Here is a 19,408-nt window from a genome sequence, read left to right as displayed (position 1 = left end):
TTTAGTATGATACAAATTATTCTTTTACAGTACCCTGATAATGGGGATTTCCATTTACATGTAGGAAGAAGATGAAGATGGACTTATGGGAATCAATATTTTAGTTGTAGACGATGAACAGACCATAGCGGATTTAATTGAAGTTTATTTAAAAAATGAAGGATTTACAGTGTTTAAATTTTATAACGGCCAAGATGCGTTGAAGTGCGTTAAGTCGGAAAAGCTGGAGCTTGCAATACTTGATGTCATGCTACCAGATATTGATGGTTTTGCTCTCTGCCAAAAAATTAGGGAAAATCACAATTTCCCGGTTATCATGCTCACAGCAAAAGAAGAAGAAGTCGATAAAATTACCGGACTGACACTTGGTGCGGATGATTACATGACAAAACCATTTCAGCCTTTGGAGCTTGTTGCCCGTGTCAAGGCACAGTTGCGTAGGTTTATTAAATATAATTCTGGCGAACCATTGCGTGAGGAAAAGTTAATTGAATTCTCAGGGGTGGTTTTAGATAAGGATTCTCATGAATGTACCTTAAACGAAAAGCCGCTTGCGCTTACACCCACAGAGTTTTCTATTCTGTGGGTGCTGGGTGTGAATCAGGGGCGCGTAGTGAGTTCAGAACATCTATTCCACGAGGTATGGGGCGATAAATATTTCAAAAACAGCAATAATACAGTGATGGTACACATCCGCCATTTGAGGGAAAAGATGCACGATTCCGCAGAGCATCCAAAATACATTAAAACGGTGTGGGGGGTCGGCTACAAAATTGAAAAATAATGAAACGAGAATTTTGAAAGCATCTCTTATCATCATAGGAATTATTTTATTTTGTTTAAGTGCGGTGTGGCTAGCGGACCATGTCTTTAATGGGGCATTTAGTGATTGGTTTTTCAGTAGATTTATTGTTGACGCCCGAGGTTCAAGTAATGAAAAAATAGGAGTCATATTTAGAAGCTGGTTTGAAATCAAACAATTTTTTATTAATGGAATTTCTGCTTTTCTAATGATTTTCATATTATGTCTGAGTCTCTCAGCACATTTTTATGCGCGTTATATAAGTAAAAAAGACATCGTCTTTATTACAGACTCAATGAATTCCTTCATGAACTCAAATAATGATGAGTTAACTCTGCCAAAAAAATATTCCGAAATTGAAACACAGCTTATCAAAATAAAAGCAATCTCACAAAAACATCAGCAGCTTGTGCAAACGGAAATGCAACGAAAAAATGATCTGATTACTTATTTGGCGCATGACCTCAAAACCCCACTAGCTTCAGTAATCGGATACCTGAGCCTGTTAGATGAAGCCCCGGATATGCCAGCAGAGCAAAAAGCGAAATACGTTGGCATAGCTTTAAAGAAAGCTTATAGGCTGGAAGACTTGATCAATGAATTTTTTGAAATTACAAGATTTAATCTACAGTCTATTGTTTTGCATAAAAGCAAAATAAAACTCGCCTTTATGCTTCAGCAGATGGCTGATGAATTTTACCCCATGCTCACGCCGGAGGGAAAACAAGCCGCGATTAATGTTCCCGAAGATCTCATCTTGGTGGGGGACGCGGATAAGCTTGCCCGCGTCTTTAACAATATTTTGAAGAATGCAATTGCCTACAGTTATGAAAACAGCGTGATTGATATTTCAGCGGCCCAACAGGGGGGGGACGTGGTTATTACTTTCACCAATCAGGGTGATCCGATTCCTGCCCAAAAGCTGGACACTATTTTCGAAATATTTTACCGACTGGATTCCGCACGCTCCACAAACACTGGCGGAGCTGGTTTGGGTTTGGCAATCGCCAAAGAAATTTCTACGGCACATGGCGGAACGATTACAGCGGAAAGCAACCCAGAACACACCATATTTACGGTAAAGCTTCCGTCATAAGAAAATCTTAAGAAGTCCATAAGAGAAAAGTACAACATAGCTCCTTATTCAGTGCTTAAATAGAAACAGCACTGAATAAGGAGTTTTATATAATGCGTAATACAAAAAAGAGAAAATCGAAGTCTTGGATCCTGCTGTTAATGATTGTCGTTATTGTTATCGGGTACAAATCTGACATTGTTCTTAACGGCCAATCATTCTTTAAAAATATCGGCGGCGATAAAGTCGAGTCGGTTCCTTCGTTAACGGCGGTAGTATCTAATTCCGCAGTTTCCATACCCATAGACAATCTGTATAGTTCGAACGCGATTTTGGTTCGGATGGATAATCACAGCATTTTAATGCAGAAAAACAGCACTCAAAAGATTTACCCCGCGTCTTTAACTAAAATCATGACTGCAATCGTTGCAATCGAGAAGTTACCGGACTTACAGAAAAATATAGATCTACCTAATTCCATGTTTCAGGAATTGTACAAAGCTGATGCTTCACTAGCAGGATTCAAACCGAATGAAAAAGTCCGAGCAATCGATTTGCTTTACGGCATAATGTTGCCAAGCGGAGCGGAGTGCTGCATTGGTCTGGCAGACAATATTGGTGGATCAGAGCAAAAATTCGTCGAGAAAATGAATCAAAAAGCAGTGGCACTCGGAATGAGCAATACACATTTTACCAATTCTACCGGACTTCAAGACGATAATCACTACACGACCGTAAAGGATTTATCGATACTTTTGAGCTATGCCTTACAAAACAACACGTTTCGGAATATTTTTACTGCTTCACGCTACTCCACGGCACCGACAAACAAACATCCTGAGGGGATTACCTTTCAAAACACAATGTTTAAAAATATTAATAATCCAGTGATTAAAGGTGGGAAAATTTTAGGCGGTAAAACCGGATACACGGAAGAAGCCGGGCTATGCCTTGCAAGCTTAGCGCAGAAAGATGGCAAGGAATATATACTTGTAACGGCAGGCGCCAAAGGGAATCACGAATCAGAGCAATACAATATTGATGACGCTTACGCCGTGTTTAATAAATTAGGAAAGTGAACTTGTTCAACTAAGGATGAACATCGAGTGCGCTCAATACGAGTCCATTCAAATAGGCCTGGATATCGAGATGAACGATCTCATTGGGTAGGCAATACCATGTGCCAACACCGACGAATGAATGGCTGTATCAAAAAGTACAAGAGATGGAAAAGGACTTTTTGAACTCGTCCATTAAATGTTAAGCCAAGCTGGTTTTTGAGACTAGCTTGGCTTTGTTTGTCGTCAGTAATAGAATCTTAAATCTCTTCAGCCAAAGAAATAATTGCTATTTCCGCTCTGATATCGGAATGAAATGCAAAGGCAAAGGCAAAGGCAAACTTAATCATAGTTGATATAGATTGCTTTCTATATTATATAAATAATGATAGCTAATATCGTAATATTGTATTATATTACAAAAAGTATAGACATTATTGTATTACTATAATATATTTCATATAAGTGTAATTGATAAAGGAAATTGAGGTAGTTATGGAAAATATATACGAACGAATTAGGAGTTTGCGCGTCAACATGAACATGACTCTTAAAGAGTTAAGTGAAAAAAGTGGATTATCAATCAGTTTTCTTTCTCAGGTAGAACGGGGAAACAGCTCTCTGGCAATTACATCTCTTCAAAAGATAGCGGACGTATTCAATGTTTCAATGTCATCTTTTTTTGAAAGTACAGTAAGTAACAGTTTCTTTACACCGGTTGAAGGTCGCAAGTCTTTTCAGATTGAGCGATCAAATTCTGTATTTGCACGATTAGGAGGGGACTTTTCAGGAAAAGTGTTGGAACCGCTTCATATAATCTTAGCCCCGCGTCAAGAAAAAGATGTAGTATTTAACCATCCAGGCGAGGAATTCTATTACATATTAAAAGGAAGTGTTCTAATGACAGTCGGGGAGAAAGAATATGAAATGAACGAGGGTGATACGATTCATTTCCCCTCAATGTTAGATCATACCTGGCGTAACCCAACAGAGGAGTCAGTACACATGATTGCTGTACTTACCCCAATAATATTTCATGAGTAATCGTTATGTTTAACGGCTATAAACAAGCCTTCAAAAAAGAAGAAGATAAAAGGAGAATGGCACTTTTGAAACTTGTAATTAACAAAGATGTTATAGCAGCCAATCGTTGTGATGTGATCATGAAAACTCTTTTTGGCGTTGATGCAGTGGAGGATGCGAGGGTGACCATGGGGACTGTGGTGTTTCCCCCTGGAGCAAGAGTGCCGGCGGAGGGCGCGGGAGTTCATGCTGAGCATGAATACTCATTCGTAATAAGCGGATCACTCTTAACTGTGAGTGGAGGAAAAGAATGCCGTATATCCGAAGGGCAAGCATCCTTAATTCCTGCCGGTGAAGAACACTGGGCTTTTAATGATGGAACTGAAAACTGTGAATTAATTTGGGTTTTGGTCAAATAGCGGAGAATTATAAGGAGGGTATACAAGAGTTATGGTTGATTTTATAGCGAGAATCAAGAAAATCCAAGCAATCATGAAACGTCAAGGAACGGAATACATGGTATTGGCTCCTTCATCCCATTTATTTTATCTCACAGGATTAAAGACTACTGCAGATGAGAGGGTGCAACTCTTTTTAGTGCCAGCAGAAGGCACTCCTGTTATGATTTTGCCAGAGATGTATCGGGAAATGGCGACCAATCTTGAGAAAAAAAGCTTTCATTTATTGACATGGGCTGATGGATTAGATCCTGTGGACTTGTTACTCCCGTTAATCAATAAACCTTCAGGAATAGTAGCGATCGATGAAAGAATGTGGGCAGGACACTTTTTGAGTATCAGAAAAGCTTTTGCTGGTTACGAATTCATGGGTGCCTCAGCATTGATGAGGCAAGTGCGAATGATTAAAGACCAAAACGAGATGAGCATTCTAGAAAAGGCCGGTGGGTTGACGGACAAGGTGATGGGAGAAGTACCCACGGTGCTCAAACCCGGTATTTCCGAAAAGGAAATAGCCTTCTTTGTCGAAAATAAGCTGAAGGAATATGGAGCAGATGAGGTTTCATTCAAACCAATTATAGCCTCAGGACCCAACACCTCCTCCCCACATCACAATACGGGAGAAAGAAAGTTAATTCTTGGCGATTTAGTCGTGTTAGATTTCGGAGGACTCTTTCAAGGATATTGTTCGGATATGACCCGAACATTTTCCATAGGTAAAGCGTCTGAAGAAGTCAAAAAGGTTTACAATGCTGTAAAAGAGGCCAACGAAGCTGGTTTTCAGGCTGTCCAAGGAGGGATCGCTTGTGAAAAAGTAGATGAGGCCGCCCGCAATGCCATTTCCCGAGCAGGGTACGGTCAGTATTTTGTTCATCGTACAGGTCATGGTATAGGTCTTGATGTCCATGAAGATCCCTTTTTGGTCTCGGGTAATACAGAAATCCTGAAAGTAGGAATGACCTTTAGTATTGAACCAGGGATCTATTTACCGCAGCAATTTGGGGTTCGCATTGAAGACATTGTCGGACTTTCCGAAAAAGGACCGGTACGTTTTAACAATTTCCCTCGAGAATTAATTGAGGTGTGAGGACTAGTTATTTTCTTGTACTAGTCAAAAAGTATAACTTTACAGTTACATACTTTCTGGAAGCATAAGTGCAACTAAGGCGATCGCCGGCCCCTGAAGGCTTGGCACTAGCCAAGTTTTCTTTAAATGTGCCTTTGTTTCAGAAGAACAAATCTTGATGATTGTGAGCTAAAGCCATGAGTGACGATCCATTAGGCTATGATGATTTACTGAGAATAGAAAACCTAAATGTTGAGTTCAGGACTACTGAAGGAGTGTTCAGAGCGGTTAGAGATGTAAGTATCTCGATACGTTCTGGCGAGACGCTCGGTATTGTAGGGGAAAGTGGCAGTGGTAAAAGTGTTACGGCGCTCTCGATTATGAACTTAATTCCTAATCCCCCTGGGGAGGTTACCGGAGAAATTTTCTTTAATGGCCTAGATTTATTAAAATTGCCTGTCAAAGAAGTTCAAAAAGTCCGAGGCAATGAAATATCGATGATCTTTCAGGAACCCATGACCTCCTTAAATCCGATCCACACTTGTGGGAAGCAGATCATGGAACCTCTGTTACTGCATAAAGGCTACACCAAAAAAGCAGCCAAAGCACGCGCGCTAGAACTCTTGAAGATGGTTGGAATTCCCCTTCCGGAGCAAAGATTTAAGGAGTACCCTCATCAATTATCTGGCGGAATGAGACAGAGGATTATGATTGCTATGGCATTGGCTTGTCGTCCAAAACTGCTCTTAGCCGATGAACCTACAACGGCGTTGGATGTCACAATTCAGGCGCAGATTTTAGAATTAATGAAGGATTTGCGTAAGGAAATAGATTCCGCCATCATTATGATTACCCACGATTTGGGGATTATCTCCGAGATGTGCGATCGTGTGGTAGTAATGTATGCGGGGCAGGTGGTGGAGTCTAGCCCACTAAAAGATTTGCTCCGAGAACCGTTGCACCCTTATACGGAAGGGCTCCTAAAGTCTATTCCAACGATAACCAGAGAAAAGCAACGTTTGCATACGATTGAGGGTACAGTTCCCAGCCCTTTCGACATGCCTCCTGGTTGTAGCTTTCAACCTCGGTGTCAATACTCAACGGCTATTTGCTCCGAGAAGATCCCAGATCTGATCCATCTGCCAGATGAACGTGCAGTTAGATGCTGGCGGCAGGCGAAGGATTTAAGTAAGCAGGGGCAATAGGAGTGTGTAACATGGATGATAATGTGCTTGTTCAGGTTCAAAACCTCAAGATGTATTTTCAGACGGAAGGAAGCTATTCGTTCACGAAAAAGTATATTAAAGCCGTTGATGACGTGTCGTTTGAACTCTTTAAGGGAGAAACCTTTGGTTTGGTCGGTGAATCAGGGTGTGGAAAAAGCACACTTGGGCGCACTATGCTGGGGCTTTATAAGCCCAATGCTGGTAGGGTGATTTTTGAGGGAGAAGATATTTTTGCCCTTAAAAATAAGAGCATGAAAGAAATGCGTAAAAAAATGCAACTGATTTTTCAAGATCCCAGTGCTTCTTTAAACCCTAGGAAGACTATTGCGGATATTTTAAATGAACCTTTTCACATACATAAGGTTGGAACAAAGCTTGAACGCAAGGCGAAAATAAACGATTTACTGGACAAGGTGGGTCTTTCTGCCTATCATCTTAGTCGTTATCCCCATGAAATGTCTGGAGGACAAAAGCAACGGGTCGGGATTGCTCGTGCTTTGGCCTTGAATCCGAAGCTGATTATCTGCGATGAGCCAGTGTCTGCGTTGGATGTTTCGATTCAGGCCCAGGTGATTAATTTGTTGGAAGATCTGCAAAAAGAATATGATTTGACGTATTTATTTATCTCCCATAACTTAAGCGTGGTACATCATATTTGCGACCGTGTCGGTGTAATGTACTTAGGTAAACTTGTGGAGACCGGTAATCATGAAGATATCTATCGCAACACTCTGCACCCTTATGCCAAGGCCTTGATATCTGCTATTCCTCATACTGATCCGGATAATTCGATAGAACGAATCCTGCTTAAAGGGGATGTGCCAAGTCCTGCGAATCCTCCGACAGGGTGCCGTTTTCATACTAGGTGTCTTCAGGCGACAGACTTATGCGCTCAAGTTGAACCTCCTCTAAAGGAGGTGTTTGCGGGTCATTTTGCAGCTTGTCATCAAGTTTAATAATTGGAATAAGGAGGGATTATTAGATTCTGATTTCTTAAGGGGGTGTAAAACTAATCCCCAAATACGATTTAAAAAGAGAAGGAGAGGGAGATTATGAAGAAAAGGTATGGAATTTTGCTAGCTTTGCTGTCCCTGGTGTTACTCTTAATCGCAGGATGTGGAGGGAGCAAGGCTGTTGATACTAAGCAGCCAGCCTCAGACGGTAGTAAACAGTTGATTATGGCACTCGATCCAGACTATGAAACCTTTGATCCAGGTCTGGCTTATGAGGTCTATGGTTTGCTTGTCTTGCATCCGGTTTATGATACCTTGATGCAGTTCGAAGAGAACCTTGATGCCCCAAAATATGGCGTAGCCGAAAGCCATGAGGTCAGCAAGGATGGTCTAAGTTATACCTTTAAGCTCCGCAAGGGAATAGTGTTTGCCGGCGGTGATGCGCTTACCGCCCAAGATGTCAAATGGAGTGTCGAGCGCTCCATTAACCTAAAAGGTAATGGTGCTTTCTTGACAGATGGTATTACATCAATCGAAACGCCAGATGCAAATACGGTGGTTTTTAAGCTAAAAGAGCAAGATGCCTCTTTCTTGACCAAACTGACCTATAATGCGTTTGGTGTGATTGACAGCAAATTGGCGATGGCCAATGGAGCAACCAATGCAGCAGATGCGGCAACCTCTGATAAGGCGAAATTGTGGTTTGACACTCATTCTGCAGGATCCGGCCCCTACGTAATTGAATCCTATACCCCGAAAGTGGAAGTAGTCTTAGCTCGGAATAAAACTTACTGGGGTAAAGCCCCGTACTACGATAAAGTGATTTTGAAATCAATCCCTGATCCTGGAACGCAATTAATGATGCTCCAAAAAGGGGATATTGACATCGCGTTCAACCTAGGACCTGAACATGTCAAGCAACTTCAAGACAAGCCTGGCATTCAAATCAAGAAAGCACAATCAATGACCCTGACCTTCCTGTTGATGAATCGTGATCCGAAAATCGGTGGCCCCATTGCTAACCCGGATGTTCAAAAAGCCATTCGTTTGGTTTTAGACTATCAAGGGATACAAACAATTGCCGGTGAAGGTTCTGTTACACCCGTTGCACCATTTCAAGTCGGATTTCTAGGCACTTTGCCTCCGCGAGATCCTAAAACTGCTCAAAATATCGAAAAAGCTAAAGAGTTAATGAAAAAAGCGGGGTACGAAAAAGGGTTCAAAACTACCCTTGAAGTTGCGACCTTGGCTGTGGAAGGTATGAATTTACCCACACTCGCTCAAAAAATCCAAAACGATCTCCTCCAGATTGGTATTGAAACTGAAATCAAAACTTCGGATATCATGGTTGCCCTTGACCCCTATCGTAAAGGTCAACAGGCTCTATCGCTTTGGTATTGGGGTCCAGATTATCCAGATCCAAACACCCAATTAGCCTTCTTACCTGGCAATTCAGTCGGTCTTCGTGCCAATTGGACTGCCGAAATGAATCCCAAATTAGCCGAACTGGGTAAAAAGGCGTCAGTTGAGACTGATAAAGCAACTCGGATCAAGTATCTCCAAGAGATTCAAGCGATGATGGATGAAGATAGCGCTTTTGATGTCTTGTTACAGCACGCTCGTCATTACGCTACACGAGATAACATCGTGGGCACTGACTATATCGATCTTTATAAAATTAATCTCAAAGATGTTTCCGCTAAATAGTTAAAAGGGGGCAGGTGCAAGGTGCATACTAGCATCTGCCTCCCTTGAGATTGTCCCTTCTCGTCATTACGGAGCACAAGCCATTCATGGCGACGCTCTAAGCTCGAACGTCCTGTTCGAGTCTGGCTACAGGGAAACTTGCCTCAATAGCCGGCGCTCTAAAACCTGGAATAGCCTGTTTGAGTCTGAGCAGCAAGTACATAGATATTTCTTAACCCAAAAGGCTTTAAGGAGGTAAAACGAACGTTGGGACTTCTAAAATACACAGCCAGAAGATTGCTATTCTTAGTATTCCTTGTCATTGGAGTTTCGTTGGTTGTCTTCTTCATTTCCCACTCTGTGCCCAGTGACCCCGTTTTGGCCAATTTAAGCCAGAGGAATATTGATAACCAAGAAATGGTCGAAGCCTTTAAATCCAAGTGGGGCTTGGACAAACCTTTACATACCCAGTATTTTATATACGTAGGTAACTTAGTAAAGGGAGATATGGGGAACTCCATCAGAACCCAGAGGCCTGTAATGGAGGACCTGAAAAAATATTTTCCGGCAACGCTTGAATTAGCGATCTTTTCAATTATTATTGCCATATTTTTTGGTATGCTCTTTGGCATAATTTCTGCTATCAAACGCAATAGCGCTACCGATCAAGTGATCAGAGGAATCTCTGTTCTAGGGGTATCTGTGCCTAGTTTCTGGTTAGGGCTAATGGTGTTGTTAGTTTTTTATGTAAAACTGGGGATAGCACCGGGGCCAGGGAGGATAAGCCCTTATATGATGCCACCAGTTGCGGTCACTAATTTTTACGTTATTGATGCCCTTTTAGCAGGAAATTGGAGTCTGGCATGGGATGCTTTACAGCATTTGTTTTTACCGGGTCTAGTGTTGGGCTCTTTCACTATGGGCTTAATTACTCGTACGACCCGTTCAAGTTTATTAGAAGTTATGTCAATGGATTTTATTCGTACCGCAAGGGCTAAGGGTCTGACTGAAAAAATGATTATTATGCAACATGCCCTGGGCAATGCTTTGATACCAGTAGTTACGGTGATTGGTATAGGCTTTGGGAATCTCTTGGGTGGAATGGTTTTAGTAGAAACGATATTTGCTTGGCCTGGTATCGGTCAATATGCCTATAAGGCGGCGGGGAACTTAGATTTTCCTGCTATCATCGGGGTTTCTATCTTGATCTCCATTAACTATGTTGTTATTAATCTGATTGTAGACATCCTTTATGGAATTCTAGATCCCAGAGTGAGGTATAAATGAAAATGCTACTACGAATCATGAAAAACAACTTCTTATTCTCGATAGGGATCATTGTATGTACCTTGTGGATTGTAATAGCTATTATTGCACCTTTGATTACCCCTTATAGCTATTTAGGACAAGATTTGGCAAATCGCTTTCAAGCACCAAGCAGTGCCCATTGGTTTGGCACAGACAGTATTGGGCGCGATGTTTTCAGTCGGGTTCTGATAGGGAGTAGAATCTCTCTCATCGCGGGACTGGCTACAATTACCTTAGCGTCATTTATAGGAATGATTTATGGTGGTATTGCTGGCTATGTTGGTGGACTAACGGATGAAATCATGATGCGTGTCTCAGAAATGGTAATGGCTTTTCCGGGGATTATTTTGGCTATGACCATTGCTGCCGCTTTAGGCCCAAGTCTTTATAATACCTTGTTGGCTATGGTAATTATCTGGTGGCCCAACTATGCTCGTGTTATGCGCAGTATGGTTATCGCCAACAAAGAGAATGAGTATGTGGAAGCGGCCAAATCACTGGGTGCCTCCCATTTTAGAATATTCTTTCATGAGATTATGCCTAATAGTATTGGTCCAGTCTTGGTTTTGGCTACGTTAGATTTTGGCAATGCAATTCTTCTTTTCTCAGGTTTGAGTTTCTTGGGTCTTGGCTCCCCTCCGCCTACACCGGAATGGGGAGCAATGGTGGCAGATGGCGTTTTGAATTTTAACTATTGGTGGATTGGAGCCTTTCCTGGCTTGGCAATTCTGACCATGGCAGTGGGGACCAACTTTATCGGGGACAGTTTGAGGGACTTTCTCGACCCAAGGCTGAGAAAGGAACTGTAAAATACTCACTTATATCCTCGACTACTTGTGCGATTGCCATAACCATAGTGACTGCTCAGTGAGTTGCTAACGTGTTCAGTTTTGAGGTGGAAGTTTAAATTTAAATTACTATTTAAATTCTTCGTAAAGATATAGGGTCTGTAACTAAACTTGTTTTCCAGTTTGTTACAGACCCTTTTTGTTCGAGAATTGCCGTTATTTTCGAGGCTTATTCACCATTTCATAGGTGTATAAGCCTCTTTTTTGGGGATAGCGCACCACCACTCAGAAAGAGGCACATATACTACACTATATTATTATGGAGAAAGAAGGGAACATGTTGAGATCATCCCGAAATGTCCTGCTTTCAATCATGACTTGGAATATTTATATTGGTGCGGAGCTGACACCTCTTCTTAGAGCAATCCATCAACAAATTCCAAGACTTGTAACAAAGGTATTTTATCAATTTCTGGCTACTGATTTTTCGAAACGAGCAAAGGCTATTGCCCACCAGATCATTTTAAAAAAACCAGATATTATCGGATTGCAGGAAGCGGCGTTATGGGAGCTTAATTCACCATATTCGCAAAGACTTGTATACGACTTCGTACATATTCTTCTTTGTGAATTAAAATGCAGAGGGTTAGTATATAAAGTAGTAGCACAAAACAAGAATTCAGAAGCGACATTACCAAGCAGTTTATGGAATGTTATCCGTTTAACCGATAGAGATGTTATTTTGGTTCGTGAGACAAGTCAGGTAAAGGTTATCAGAAAGGTAGAGACCAACTTTAAGACTAACTTGCAGGTGAAAATTGCCGGACAACCATTTACAATTCTGCGGGGATGGTCAGCTATTGACGCCTTAGTTCAGGGATGTAGATTCAGATTGGTTAATACACATCTTGATTCGGCTTCTCCTGAAGTACAGATTTCCCAGGCTAATGAATTGTTATCGGGGCCAGCAGCAACGAAAATCCCACTAATTTTTACAGGCGATTTTAATTCAAATGCCAATGGCAGTGGAACCCCAACTTATCGGAATTTGATTGCAGCAGGTTTTGAGGACACTTGGATTGCCGCTGACAAAAGTTATGGGTTCACTTGTTGCCAAGATGCTGATTTGTTGAATGTTAAATCTCAACTAAATGAAAGAGTCGATTTAATTTTGTTCAAGAATAACATGGATTGGACTGCAGTCGAAGCTGAAGTGGTAGGAGAGACTCCACGTGATCGTACAACAAAACTCTGGCCATCCGATCATGCGGGCGTGTATGTAAAATTGAAATTAAAAGATTGCTAAATATATTAATCCCGTTGAAAAGGGTATAATAAATTGGCAAAGTAGATAAAGACAAAAAGAAGAATAGGAGATACGATGACAGTAACAGGATGGAACTTAGACAACAGTTATGCTCGTCTACCGAAAACATTTTTCACCAGTCTCAACCCAATCGCTGTTCGCTCACCAAAGTTGGTCATACTTAATTATCCGTTGGCAAAGTCCCTCGGGTTGAACGTCGAGGCACTGCGAAGTAAAGATGGTGTAGAGGTACTTGCTGGCAACCGCATTCCTGAAGGCTCTTTGCCTCTTGCGCAAGCTTATGCAGGGCATCAATTCGGGCATTTTGCCTTATTAGGGGACGGCCGGGCTGTGTTGCTTGGCGAGCAGATCACTCCTCAAGGTGATCGTGTTGATATTCAGCTCAAGGGTTCAGGGCGAACGCCATACTCCCGCGGGGGAGATGGTCGAGCAACGCTTGGACCGATGCTGCGCGAATACATCATCAGCGAGGCAATGCATGCGCTTGGTATTGCTACCACCCGCAGCCTAGCGGTGGCGACAACCGGTGAATCAGTCATCCGCGAAACCGAACAGCCTGGTGCAATTCTAACCCGTGTGGCTACTAGTCATCTGCGCGTCGGCACTTTTCAATTTGTTTCAGAATGGGGCACTGCGCCGGATCTTCGGATCTTGGCTGATTATACATTGTATCGACATTTTCCAGACTTTGACGTTGCCCCAAACAACTATCTTTTACTACTTCAGGAGGTAATCAAACGCCAGGCAATGCTGATTGCCAAATGGCAACTGGTTGGCTTTATTCACGGGGTGATGAACACCGACAACATGGCCCTTAGTGGAGAAACTATTGATTATGGTCCTTGCGCCTTCATGGATGTCTATGACCCTGCAACAGTATTTAGTTCTATTGACGTTAAAGGACGCTATGCCTATGGCAATCAGCCATCTATTGCCGGGTGGAATCTTGCCCGATTTGCTGAAACCCTACTGCCGCTACTGCATGTCGATCAAGACCAGGCTGTCGAACTGGCCCAGGATGCGATTTCAGGTTTTACTGAGTTGTATCACAATCATTGGCTCTCGGGAATGAGAGCAAAACTGGGGATATTTAATGAAGAGAAACAAGATGAATCCCTTATTGATGATCTGCTCAGCAATATGCAGAAGTATCGTGCGGACTATACCAATACCTTCCGCGCCTTAACGTTTGATACGCTGAAGGATACGGTTCTGTATGGCAACTCGGAATTTGCTAAGTGGCATGAGTTGTGGCAGGAGAGACTAGGCAGGCAACAGGAATCGAAAGCCTCCTCGCATCAGTTGATGCGGAATTCCAATCCTGCCGTAATCCCTCGCAACCACCGGGTAGAAGCTGCGCTAGAAGCCGCGGTGGAAAAAGAAGACTACAGCGTGATGGAAAAACTTCTTGATGTCCTTTCAAGCCCGTACGCGCACTCCACCGAACAGGCTGATTACTGTACATTGCCTGAGCTATCAGCCCGTCCTTACCGAACCTTTTGCGGTACCTGATAAAGGCATTAGATCACTCATAAAAAGAGTTTGTGGAATAGAGTTAGCACTGGAATTGAACAATTAATAGGCTGTAACTAAACATGTTTTCCAGTTTGTTACAGCCCCACTATATTTGTTAATTCCTTATATATTTAGAGGATTGTTCACCACTTCAAAGGTGTACAATCCTCTTTTTTGGGATAACGCACCACCGACTTAAATAATCTCAAGTTTCGTAACAGCCTCTTCTAATAAGTCGTACCATTAAGTCGTACCATTTCGGCGAAGAGATGTATTTAATCCGCAATAATGTCGGCAGCTAAATTACTGCACTTGTACTCTTCTTTAATTCGCTAAGGCGATTATTAAAATAGGTTTTGACTTGCTCAATATATTCTGGTTTTAGAGTAAATTTACTGAAGTAACAACTGAAATCTCTATCCAAGCCGTAAGTCCCATACTCAACCCATTCCTCATCAAGTGTACAAGTTGCCTTAATCTGATCGTACAAATAGCTAGAGCTTGAAAATCCTTCAAACAGATTATGCAATTCGTCATCAATCTGTCTATGCGGCAGAAAAAGATTAAAAGGCTTTTTATAGTTCCCATATTGATATGTATCTTCGTCTTCCCAAACAAAAGGTTTTTCGCAAGAATCCAAGATAGCTTGACAGGTTTTAATCATCTTCTCTTTATCTTCAATCTCTACGGGCTCTACGGGCATATTTAACACCTCTATAATTATTATATTAATTTATTATACAACGATATAGTGTAAAAATGAACTTTTGGTATATTATGAAAGTTTTAGTGCGTGGGGGCCTCACTCCTCTAGAACTGGGAGTTTCACATTATGACAAGGATAGTGGCTATTAAAAATAATACGCCTTAAAAAACGTCTGAACAAATAGTTGTAGGCGTTTTTTGGGTAAAATAGCGTAATAATTGTATAATTAACAGTGAGCTAATAATAATTTGTTTATACGGAGGAATTAATGTGCTATTTAGAAAATTTGGTAAAACAAATGAAATGGTCTCAATTCTTGGATTTGGATGTATGAGGCTCCCGATTCTTCCAGGAGGTGATCAGACCCAAATCGATGAAGAAAAAGCCATCCAGTCGATCCGATATTCAATAGATGAAGGCGTAAATTACATAGATACGGCTTATCCTTACCATGGTACGGGTATGGGGTCAGCAGGCCAAAGTGAACCCTTCGTTGCCAAAGTATTAAAGGATGGGTATCGAGAGAAGGTAAAAATAGCTACAAAACTCCCTAGTTGGCTGATAAAAACTAGAGAAGATATGGATAAATACCTTAATGAACAATTAGAACGACTTGAGACTGATGTAATCGATTTTTATCTAGTCCATGCTTTGAACAGTGTCTTATGGAAAAATGTCAAAGAAGCCGGAATTACTGAGTTCCTAGATCAGGCGATTAAAGATGGAAGGATTAAACACGCAGGTTTTTCCTTCCACGATAAGCATGATAATTTTAATGAGATCGTAGATTATTATGATTGGTCCTTCTGTCAAATACAGTATAATTATTTGGATGAGAATTTTCAGGCTGGTTTGGAAGGACTGAAATATGCAGCCCAAAAGGGTTTAGGCATTACAATCATGGAGCCCTTAAGAGGCGGGAAGCTTGCAGTGGGACTGCCGGATGACGTTCTAGATGCATTTGGCCAAGCCGAGGTAAATCGAACTCCGGCTGAATGGGCTTTAAGATGGGTTTGGAATCATCCAGAAGTATCGGTTGTGTTAAGCGGTATGAATACCATGGAACAGGTTGTCGAAAATTTAAAGATAGCTAGCGAAGCGAGAGAGAACTCTTTACCAGTAAAAGAATTGGACGTAATCGATAGGGCTAAAAGTCTCTTTAAGCAAAGAATTAAAATAAATTGTACAGCTTGCGGCTATTGCATGCCTTGCCCAGCCGGGGTAAATATTCCTTCTTGTTTTGCTATGTACAACAACCATCATATGTTCTGCAGAGAAGAATCATATAAGATGCTTCAACCACAGCAAAGGGCCTCAAACTGTAAAGAATGTGGTATATGTGAAACTCATTGTCCTCAGGCTATACCGATTCGACAAGAGCTGGAAAAAGTAAAGTCTATATTTGAATAGTTCTAAATTAATATTATTAATACGCTTATAAATTCTTGAGAATAATAAGCACAGTTGAAAGGCACTCATAGCTAGAACATTGGAGTTTTGTGTTTCACACCTTGGAAATATAGTAACGAAAAATAGTCCTTACCTTGTCGGTAGGGACTATTTTTGGATTTAGGCTAAGAATAAATATTAATCTTCCATAGCTGTCTGCTTTTCAATAAAATAGAGTGTGAGCCATTTACATAAAATTGCTATAACGACATAGATAGGGAAGGAATAAATGAATTTCCAACCGTGCATTTCATAAAGACCGAGCTTTACAAACAACGGTTCCGCTAGAAAGGCGTAAGAGGCGGAAAGTACAATATTTGCAGCTGTATAGCCCTTCCAGGTGGGAAAGTACTGATAAGCTAGCATATATAACACTGGCATGATTGCATAATCTACATCGATTAATATATAGTCCAGGGGAATGATAAGATAGGGATATTCCCACAGTACGGAAGTTTCACCGATAGTGTCAAAGTAAATTGCAAAAGCACTTACCATAAAACCATAGACAATGATTTCCATCAGCTTTTTCTTGTCCACCAATTTCCACCATAAGATGACTGGCAGTAAAAGGGCCGCTATATTAAACCACCATTGCCAAGTATTAAATACATGCTCGGTCCAGTAATTCATGCTTACATCCCGTAGCTGTATTTGCAATTTGAAATCATTTCCTGTGCTTCTTCTATGCTGTTCATCTGTCTTTCCTCTATATTTAATATACAGGAGTATTTATGATCATGAAAATTATGCTCAACTTTATGGTAATGTATGCTTAACAAATGGAGGGCTTGGCCCCCAGTCGTCTTTTGCGAAGAAACTCAGTCTGATGTTTTGTGCTCTGGTAATTATTTTAATGGCATAAATTAACGTTTTAGAATTCCGCCTATTGTAGAAACTAAAGTCAGATTACTGTAAAGGAGATTAAAACATGGCAACCTTAGGTAAAAGCAACAATACAAATTTCTTACCACTAGGAAATACTCCTAAACCAGGAATAATAACACCAAAGTCAAAAGTAATAGCAGAAAAGACGGATATCCCAACTAATGATAATGCAGATCCTAGTCATGATTAATTATTCAACATCTCAGGACGGCTTTAGCTGTCCTTTTTTTGATTACCACTTGTTGCCGTAAAGCCCCTAACTTCAGCTATGGGGATAAGAATACCGGGTCAAACTCGCCTCCTGTGAGGATTATTTTCTTATCGCAGGAGGATCTTTACTATAAATGAAGAAATTTAAAGAGGCTGGGAAAATTGAAAGGAAGCGAGAACATGAAAACATGTCAGAGCTGCGGTTTGGGTATTGAAGACAACAACGACCTAGTAAGTTGTTTTAAGTATAAAACCTTGAACAATTCACAAGAGGATAAAGCCAACTGCCTTTATTTCATTGAAAGAATTATAGAGGATGACGAAATCTTGCCTCCCTTACAACACCTTCTTTTGCTAGAGCAAGAATTAGGGAAACGTAAGATGAAGATTAGTATTAATGATGGACTTCGGATGTGATTACTGTCAATTTTCCGTGGCCATCAAAAGTATGAGCTTAGTTCGATTAAGTTGATTGATTTCCCTCGCCCTTGATCATAGTCCAGGGGAGTATGATCAAGGGCGAGGATAGAACCTTTAATCTCGCGAAACATGAAAGATAACGAAAATATTTGTAATTATATTGCAAGATTATTATAGCAAAATTGAGAAGGGATGCTTAAAAATGTTTACTATTCTTATGTACGTTGTGGCTTTCGGCTTTCTTATCTTTTCCTACATAAGGGATAAGAAAAAGACGTTCCTAGCCTTAAAGAAGGCGTGGAAGTCTTTTGAAAATATTCTCCCACAATTACTATCAATTTTGGTGATTATAGGTATCATGCTGGCAGTCTTGAGCCCTGAAGTAATCTCTGGATTAATCGGGGAGAAATCTGGGCGGTGGGGAATGCTTATGGCATCTATTGTCGGTTCAGTCACCTTAATACCCGGATTTGTGGCCTTTCCTTTAGCTTCGGCCTTGTTGAACAGCGGTGCGGGGTTTATGCAAATCGCCGTATTTATCTCTACATTAATGATGGTTGGAATCGTGACAATTCCTTTGGAGATAAAGTATTTTGGCAGAAAAGCCACAATACTCAGGAATAGCTTGGCGTTCATGTTTTCGTTTATCGTTGCAATAGCAATCGGGGTGGTGTTGGGATGAAAATGTTGCTTAAAAGATACAAGTATTTCTTGGGAATGATCATCATAAATATCGTCATCTATGCTTTATATCCGGCAGTGGGTCAAAAGTCAATCGACATCACTTGGAACAATGCTGTAGAAATGCTTTCGATTATTCCTCCCATATTTATTCTATTAGGTCTTTTGGATGTATGGGTACAACGTGAAACAATGATCAAGTTGATGGGTGAGAAATCGGGAATACTTGGGGTTCTAATCGCATTTTTCTTAGGTTCGGCTGCGGCAGGGCCGTTATATGCAGCGTTTCCTGTAGCAGGCGTGCTTCTTCAGAAAGGGAGCAAGCTTTCAAATGTCTTAATCTTTATTGGTGCCTGGTCAACAACCAAAATACCAATGCTTTTATTTGAGGCTTCTTCGATGGGCTGGAAGTTCATGATAACTCGGTTTGTAATTAATATTCCTGTAATTATTCTCATTGCTTACATCACTGGAAAGCTATTAAATGAAAGAGAGAAGCAGTATATATATAATAGTGTTGGTAGTATCTAATGATGAAGGGTTGAAACAAAGGTTTGACGAAATCCTAGAAGCGATAAATAGCCGAATACACTACTTGAAGAGTTCAATGAAGAAATATTTAATGCTTGGTTGAGAAGATAGAAATTCTCACACCAGCGCATTTTGTTTTTGCGCAATGAAGAGTGGGTTGAGGGTGGATGAAATAATGGAGTATAAAGTTACCCCGATAAATTATTCACATACCCCTTTATAGCTTTCATAAGTATAT

20 protein-coding genes are annotated in these 19,408 nt (G+C 41.0%); 18 read left to right on the top strand and 2 right to left on the bottom strand.

Translation table 11 applies throughout. From position 1 onward, the window contains the following. Window positions 1–85: 85 nt before the first annotated feature. The 13 genes from vanR to E4K67_RS15955 all read left to right on the top strand — a co-directional run bounded on the left by vanR (window position 86) and on the right by E4K67_RS15955 (window position 14,282). Window positions 86–784 (top strand): VanR-ABDEGLN family response regulator transcription factor, encoded by a 699-nt coding sequence (gene vanR, locus E4K67_RS16020; protein WP_135548425.1) that lies wholly within the window; start codon window positions 86–88, stop codon window positions 782–784. Continuing rightward, a complete protein-coding gene (locus E4K67_RS16015; protein ID WP_135548423.1) occupies window positions 774–1,898 on the top strand; it encodes a sensor histidine kinase in 1,125 nt (374 codons plus the stop codon). Before vanR ends, E4K67_RS16015 begins: the two co-directional genes overlap by 11 nt. An 89-nt stretch (window positions 1,899–1,987) precedes the next feature. Then, a complete protein-coding gene (locus tag E4K67_RS16010; RefSeq protein WP_243454513.1) occupies window positions 1,988–2,956 on the top strand; it encodes a D-alanyl-D-alanine carboxypeptidase family protein in 969 nt (322 codons plus the stop codon). A gap of 474 nt (window positions 2,957–3,430) precedes the next feature. Then, window positions 3,431–3,979 carry a helix-turn-helix domain-containing protein gene (locus tag E4K67_RS16000; RefSeq protein WP_135548419.1) on the top strand — a complete coding sequence of 183 codons (549 nt, stop codon included), beginning with the start codon at window positions 3,431–3,433 and terminating at the stop codon, window positions 3,977–3,979. Window positions 3,980–3,984: 5 nt separating this feature from the next. After that, a complete protein-coding gene (locus E4K67_RS15995; RefSeq protein WP_243454497.1) occupies window positions 3,985–4,377 on the top strand; it encodes a cupin domain-containing protein in 393 nt (130 codons plus the stop codon). 31 nt (window positions 4,378–4,408) lie between these two features. Then, on the top strand, window positions 4,409–5,503 hold the full coding sequence (locus E4K67_RS15990; RefSeq protein WP_135548417.1) for a M24 family metallopeptidase: 1,095 nt from the start codon (window positions 4,409–4,411) through the stop codon (window positions 5,501–5,503). Between the two features lie 176 nt (window positions 5,504–5,679). Then, window positions 5,680–6,687, top strand: coding sequence for an ABC transporter ATP-binding protein (locus E4K67_RS15985; protein WP_135548415.1), 1,008 nt, complete (start codon window positions 5,680–5,682; stop codon window positions 6,685–6,687). Between the two features lie 11 nt (window positions 6,688–6,698). Continuing rightward, window positions 6,699–7,664, top strand: a complete 966-nt coding sequence (locus tag E4K67_RS15980; protein ID WP_135548413.1) for an ABC transporter ATP-binding protein — start codon at window positions 6,699–6,701, stop codon at window positions 7,662–7,664. Window positions 7,665–7,760: 96 nt separating this feature from the next. Beyond that, the gene (locus tag E4K67_RS15975; RefSeq protein ID WP_135548411.1) at window positions 7,761–9,368 is read left to right on the top strand and encodes an ABC transporter substrate-binding protein; all 1,608 of its coding nucleotides are present in this window, start codon (window positions 7,761–7,763) and stop codon (window positions 9,366–9,368) included. A 246-nt stretch (window positions 9,369–9,614) separates the two neighbouring features. Continuing rightward, the gene (locus tag E4K67_RS15970) at window positions 9,615–10,634 is read left to right on the top strand and encodes an ABC transporter permease (protein WP_135548409.1); all 1,020 of its coding nucleotides are present in this window, start codon (window positions 9,615–9,617) and stop codon (window positions 10,632–10,634) included. After that, window positions 10,631–11,464 (top strand): ABC transporter permease, encoded by an 834-nt coding sequence (locus E4K67_RS15965; RefSeq protein ID WP_135548407.1) that lies wholly within the window; start codon window positions 10,631–10,633, stop codon window positions 11,462–11,464. Before E4K67_RS15970 ends, E4K67_RS15965 begins: the two co-directional genes overlap by 4 nt. Window positions 11,465–11,780: 316 nt before the next feature. Next, window positions 11,781–12,749: an endonuclease/exonuclease/phosphatase family protein gene (locus E4K67_RS15960; protein WP_243454496.1), complete on the top strand. Its 969-nt coding sequence runs from the start codon at window positions 11,781–11,783 to the stop codon at window positions 12,747–12,749. A gap of 75 nt (window positions 12,750–12,824) precedes the next feature. Further along, window positions 12,825–14,282: a protein adenylyltransferase SelO gene (locus E4K67_RS15955; RefSeq protein ID WP_135548405.1), complete on the top strand. Its 1,458-nt coding sequence runs from the start codon at window positions 12,825–12,827 to the stop codon at window positions 14,280–14,282. Between the two features lie 301 nt (window positions 14,283–14,583). On the opposite strand, the gene E4K67_RS15950 is transcribed toward E4K67_RS15955, so the two are convergent. Beyond that, window positions 14,584–14,988 (bottom strand): nitrite reductase, encoded by a 405-nt coding sequence (locus tag E4K67_RS15950; RefSeq protein WP_135548403.1) that lies wholly within the window; start codon window positions 14,986–14,988, stop codon window positions 14,584–14,586. Between the two features lie 273 nt (window positions 14,989–15,261). Here E4K67_RS15950 and E4K67_RS15945 point away from each other — a divergent pair, with 273 nt between their 5' ends. Next, entirely contained in the window at window positions 15,262–16,401 is a 1,140-nt protein-coding gene (locus E4K67_RS15945; RefSeq protein ID WP_135548401.1) for an aldo/keto reductase, read from the top strand. A 177-nt stretch (window positions 16,402–16,578) separates the two neighbouring features. Here the strand turns inward: E4K67_RS15945 and E4K67_RS15940 are convergent, their stop codons facing one another. Further along, entirely contained in the window at window positions 16,579–17,073 is a 495-nt protein-coding gene (locus E4K67_RS15940; RefSeq protein WP_135548399.1) for a CBO0543 family protein, read from the bottom strand. A 298-nt stretch (window positions 17,074–17,371) separates the two neighbouring features. On the opposite strand from E4K67_RS15940, the gene E4K67_RS30155 reads away from it, so the two are divergent. The 4 genes from E4K67_RS30155 to E4K67_RS15925 all read left to right on the top strand — a co-directional run bounded on the left by E4K67_RS30155 (window position 17,372) and on the right by E4K67_RS15925 (window position 19,170). Next, window positions 17,372–17,518 (top strand): hypothetical protein, encoded by a 147-nt coding sequence (locus E4K67_RS30155; protein ID WP_199242563.1) that lies wholly within the window; start codon window positions 17,372–17,374, stop codon window positions 17,516–17,518. 200 nt (window positions 17,519–17,718) lie between these two features. Beyond that, complete coding sequence (locus tag E4K67_RS15935; protein ID WP_135548397.1) at window positions 17,719–17,955, top strand: hypothetical protein; 237 nt, start codon at window positions 17,719–17,721, stop codon at window positions 17,953–17,955. A 205-nt stretch (window positions 17,956–18,160) separates the two neighbouring features. Further along, a complete protein-coding gene (locus E4K67_RS15930; RefSeq protein ID WP_135548395.1) occupies window positions 18,161–18,640 on the top strand; it encodes a permease in 480 nt (159 codons plus the stop codon). Beyond that, window positions 18,637–19,170 (top strand): permease, encoded by a 534-nt coding sequence (locus tag E4K67_RS15925; RefSeq protein WP_135548394.1) that lies wholly within the window; start codon window positions 18,637–18,639, stop codon window positions 19,168–19,170. The genes E4K67_RS15930 and E4K67_RS15925 overlap by 4 nt, the downstream gene beginning before the upstream one ends. The last annotated feature ends 238 nt before the right edge of the window (window positions 19,171–19,408 follow it).

The sequence above is a fragment of the Desulfosporosinus fructosivorans genome, assembly GCF_004766045.1.
Taxonomy (GTDB): domain Bacteria; phylum Bacillota; class Desulfitobacteriia; order Desulfitobacteriales; family Desulfitobacteriaceae; genus Desulfosporosinus; species Desulfosporosinus fructosivorans.
The sequence above is the reverse complement of the archived record's forward strand: the minus strand, read 5'-3'. Positions and strand labels throughout refer to the sequence as shown.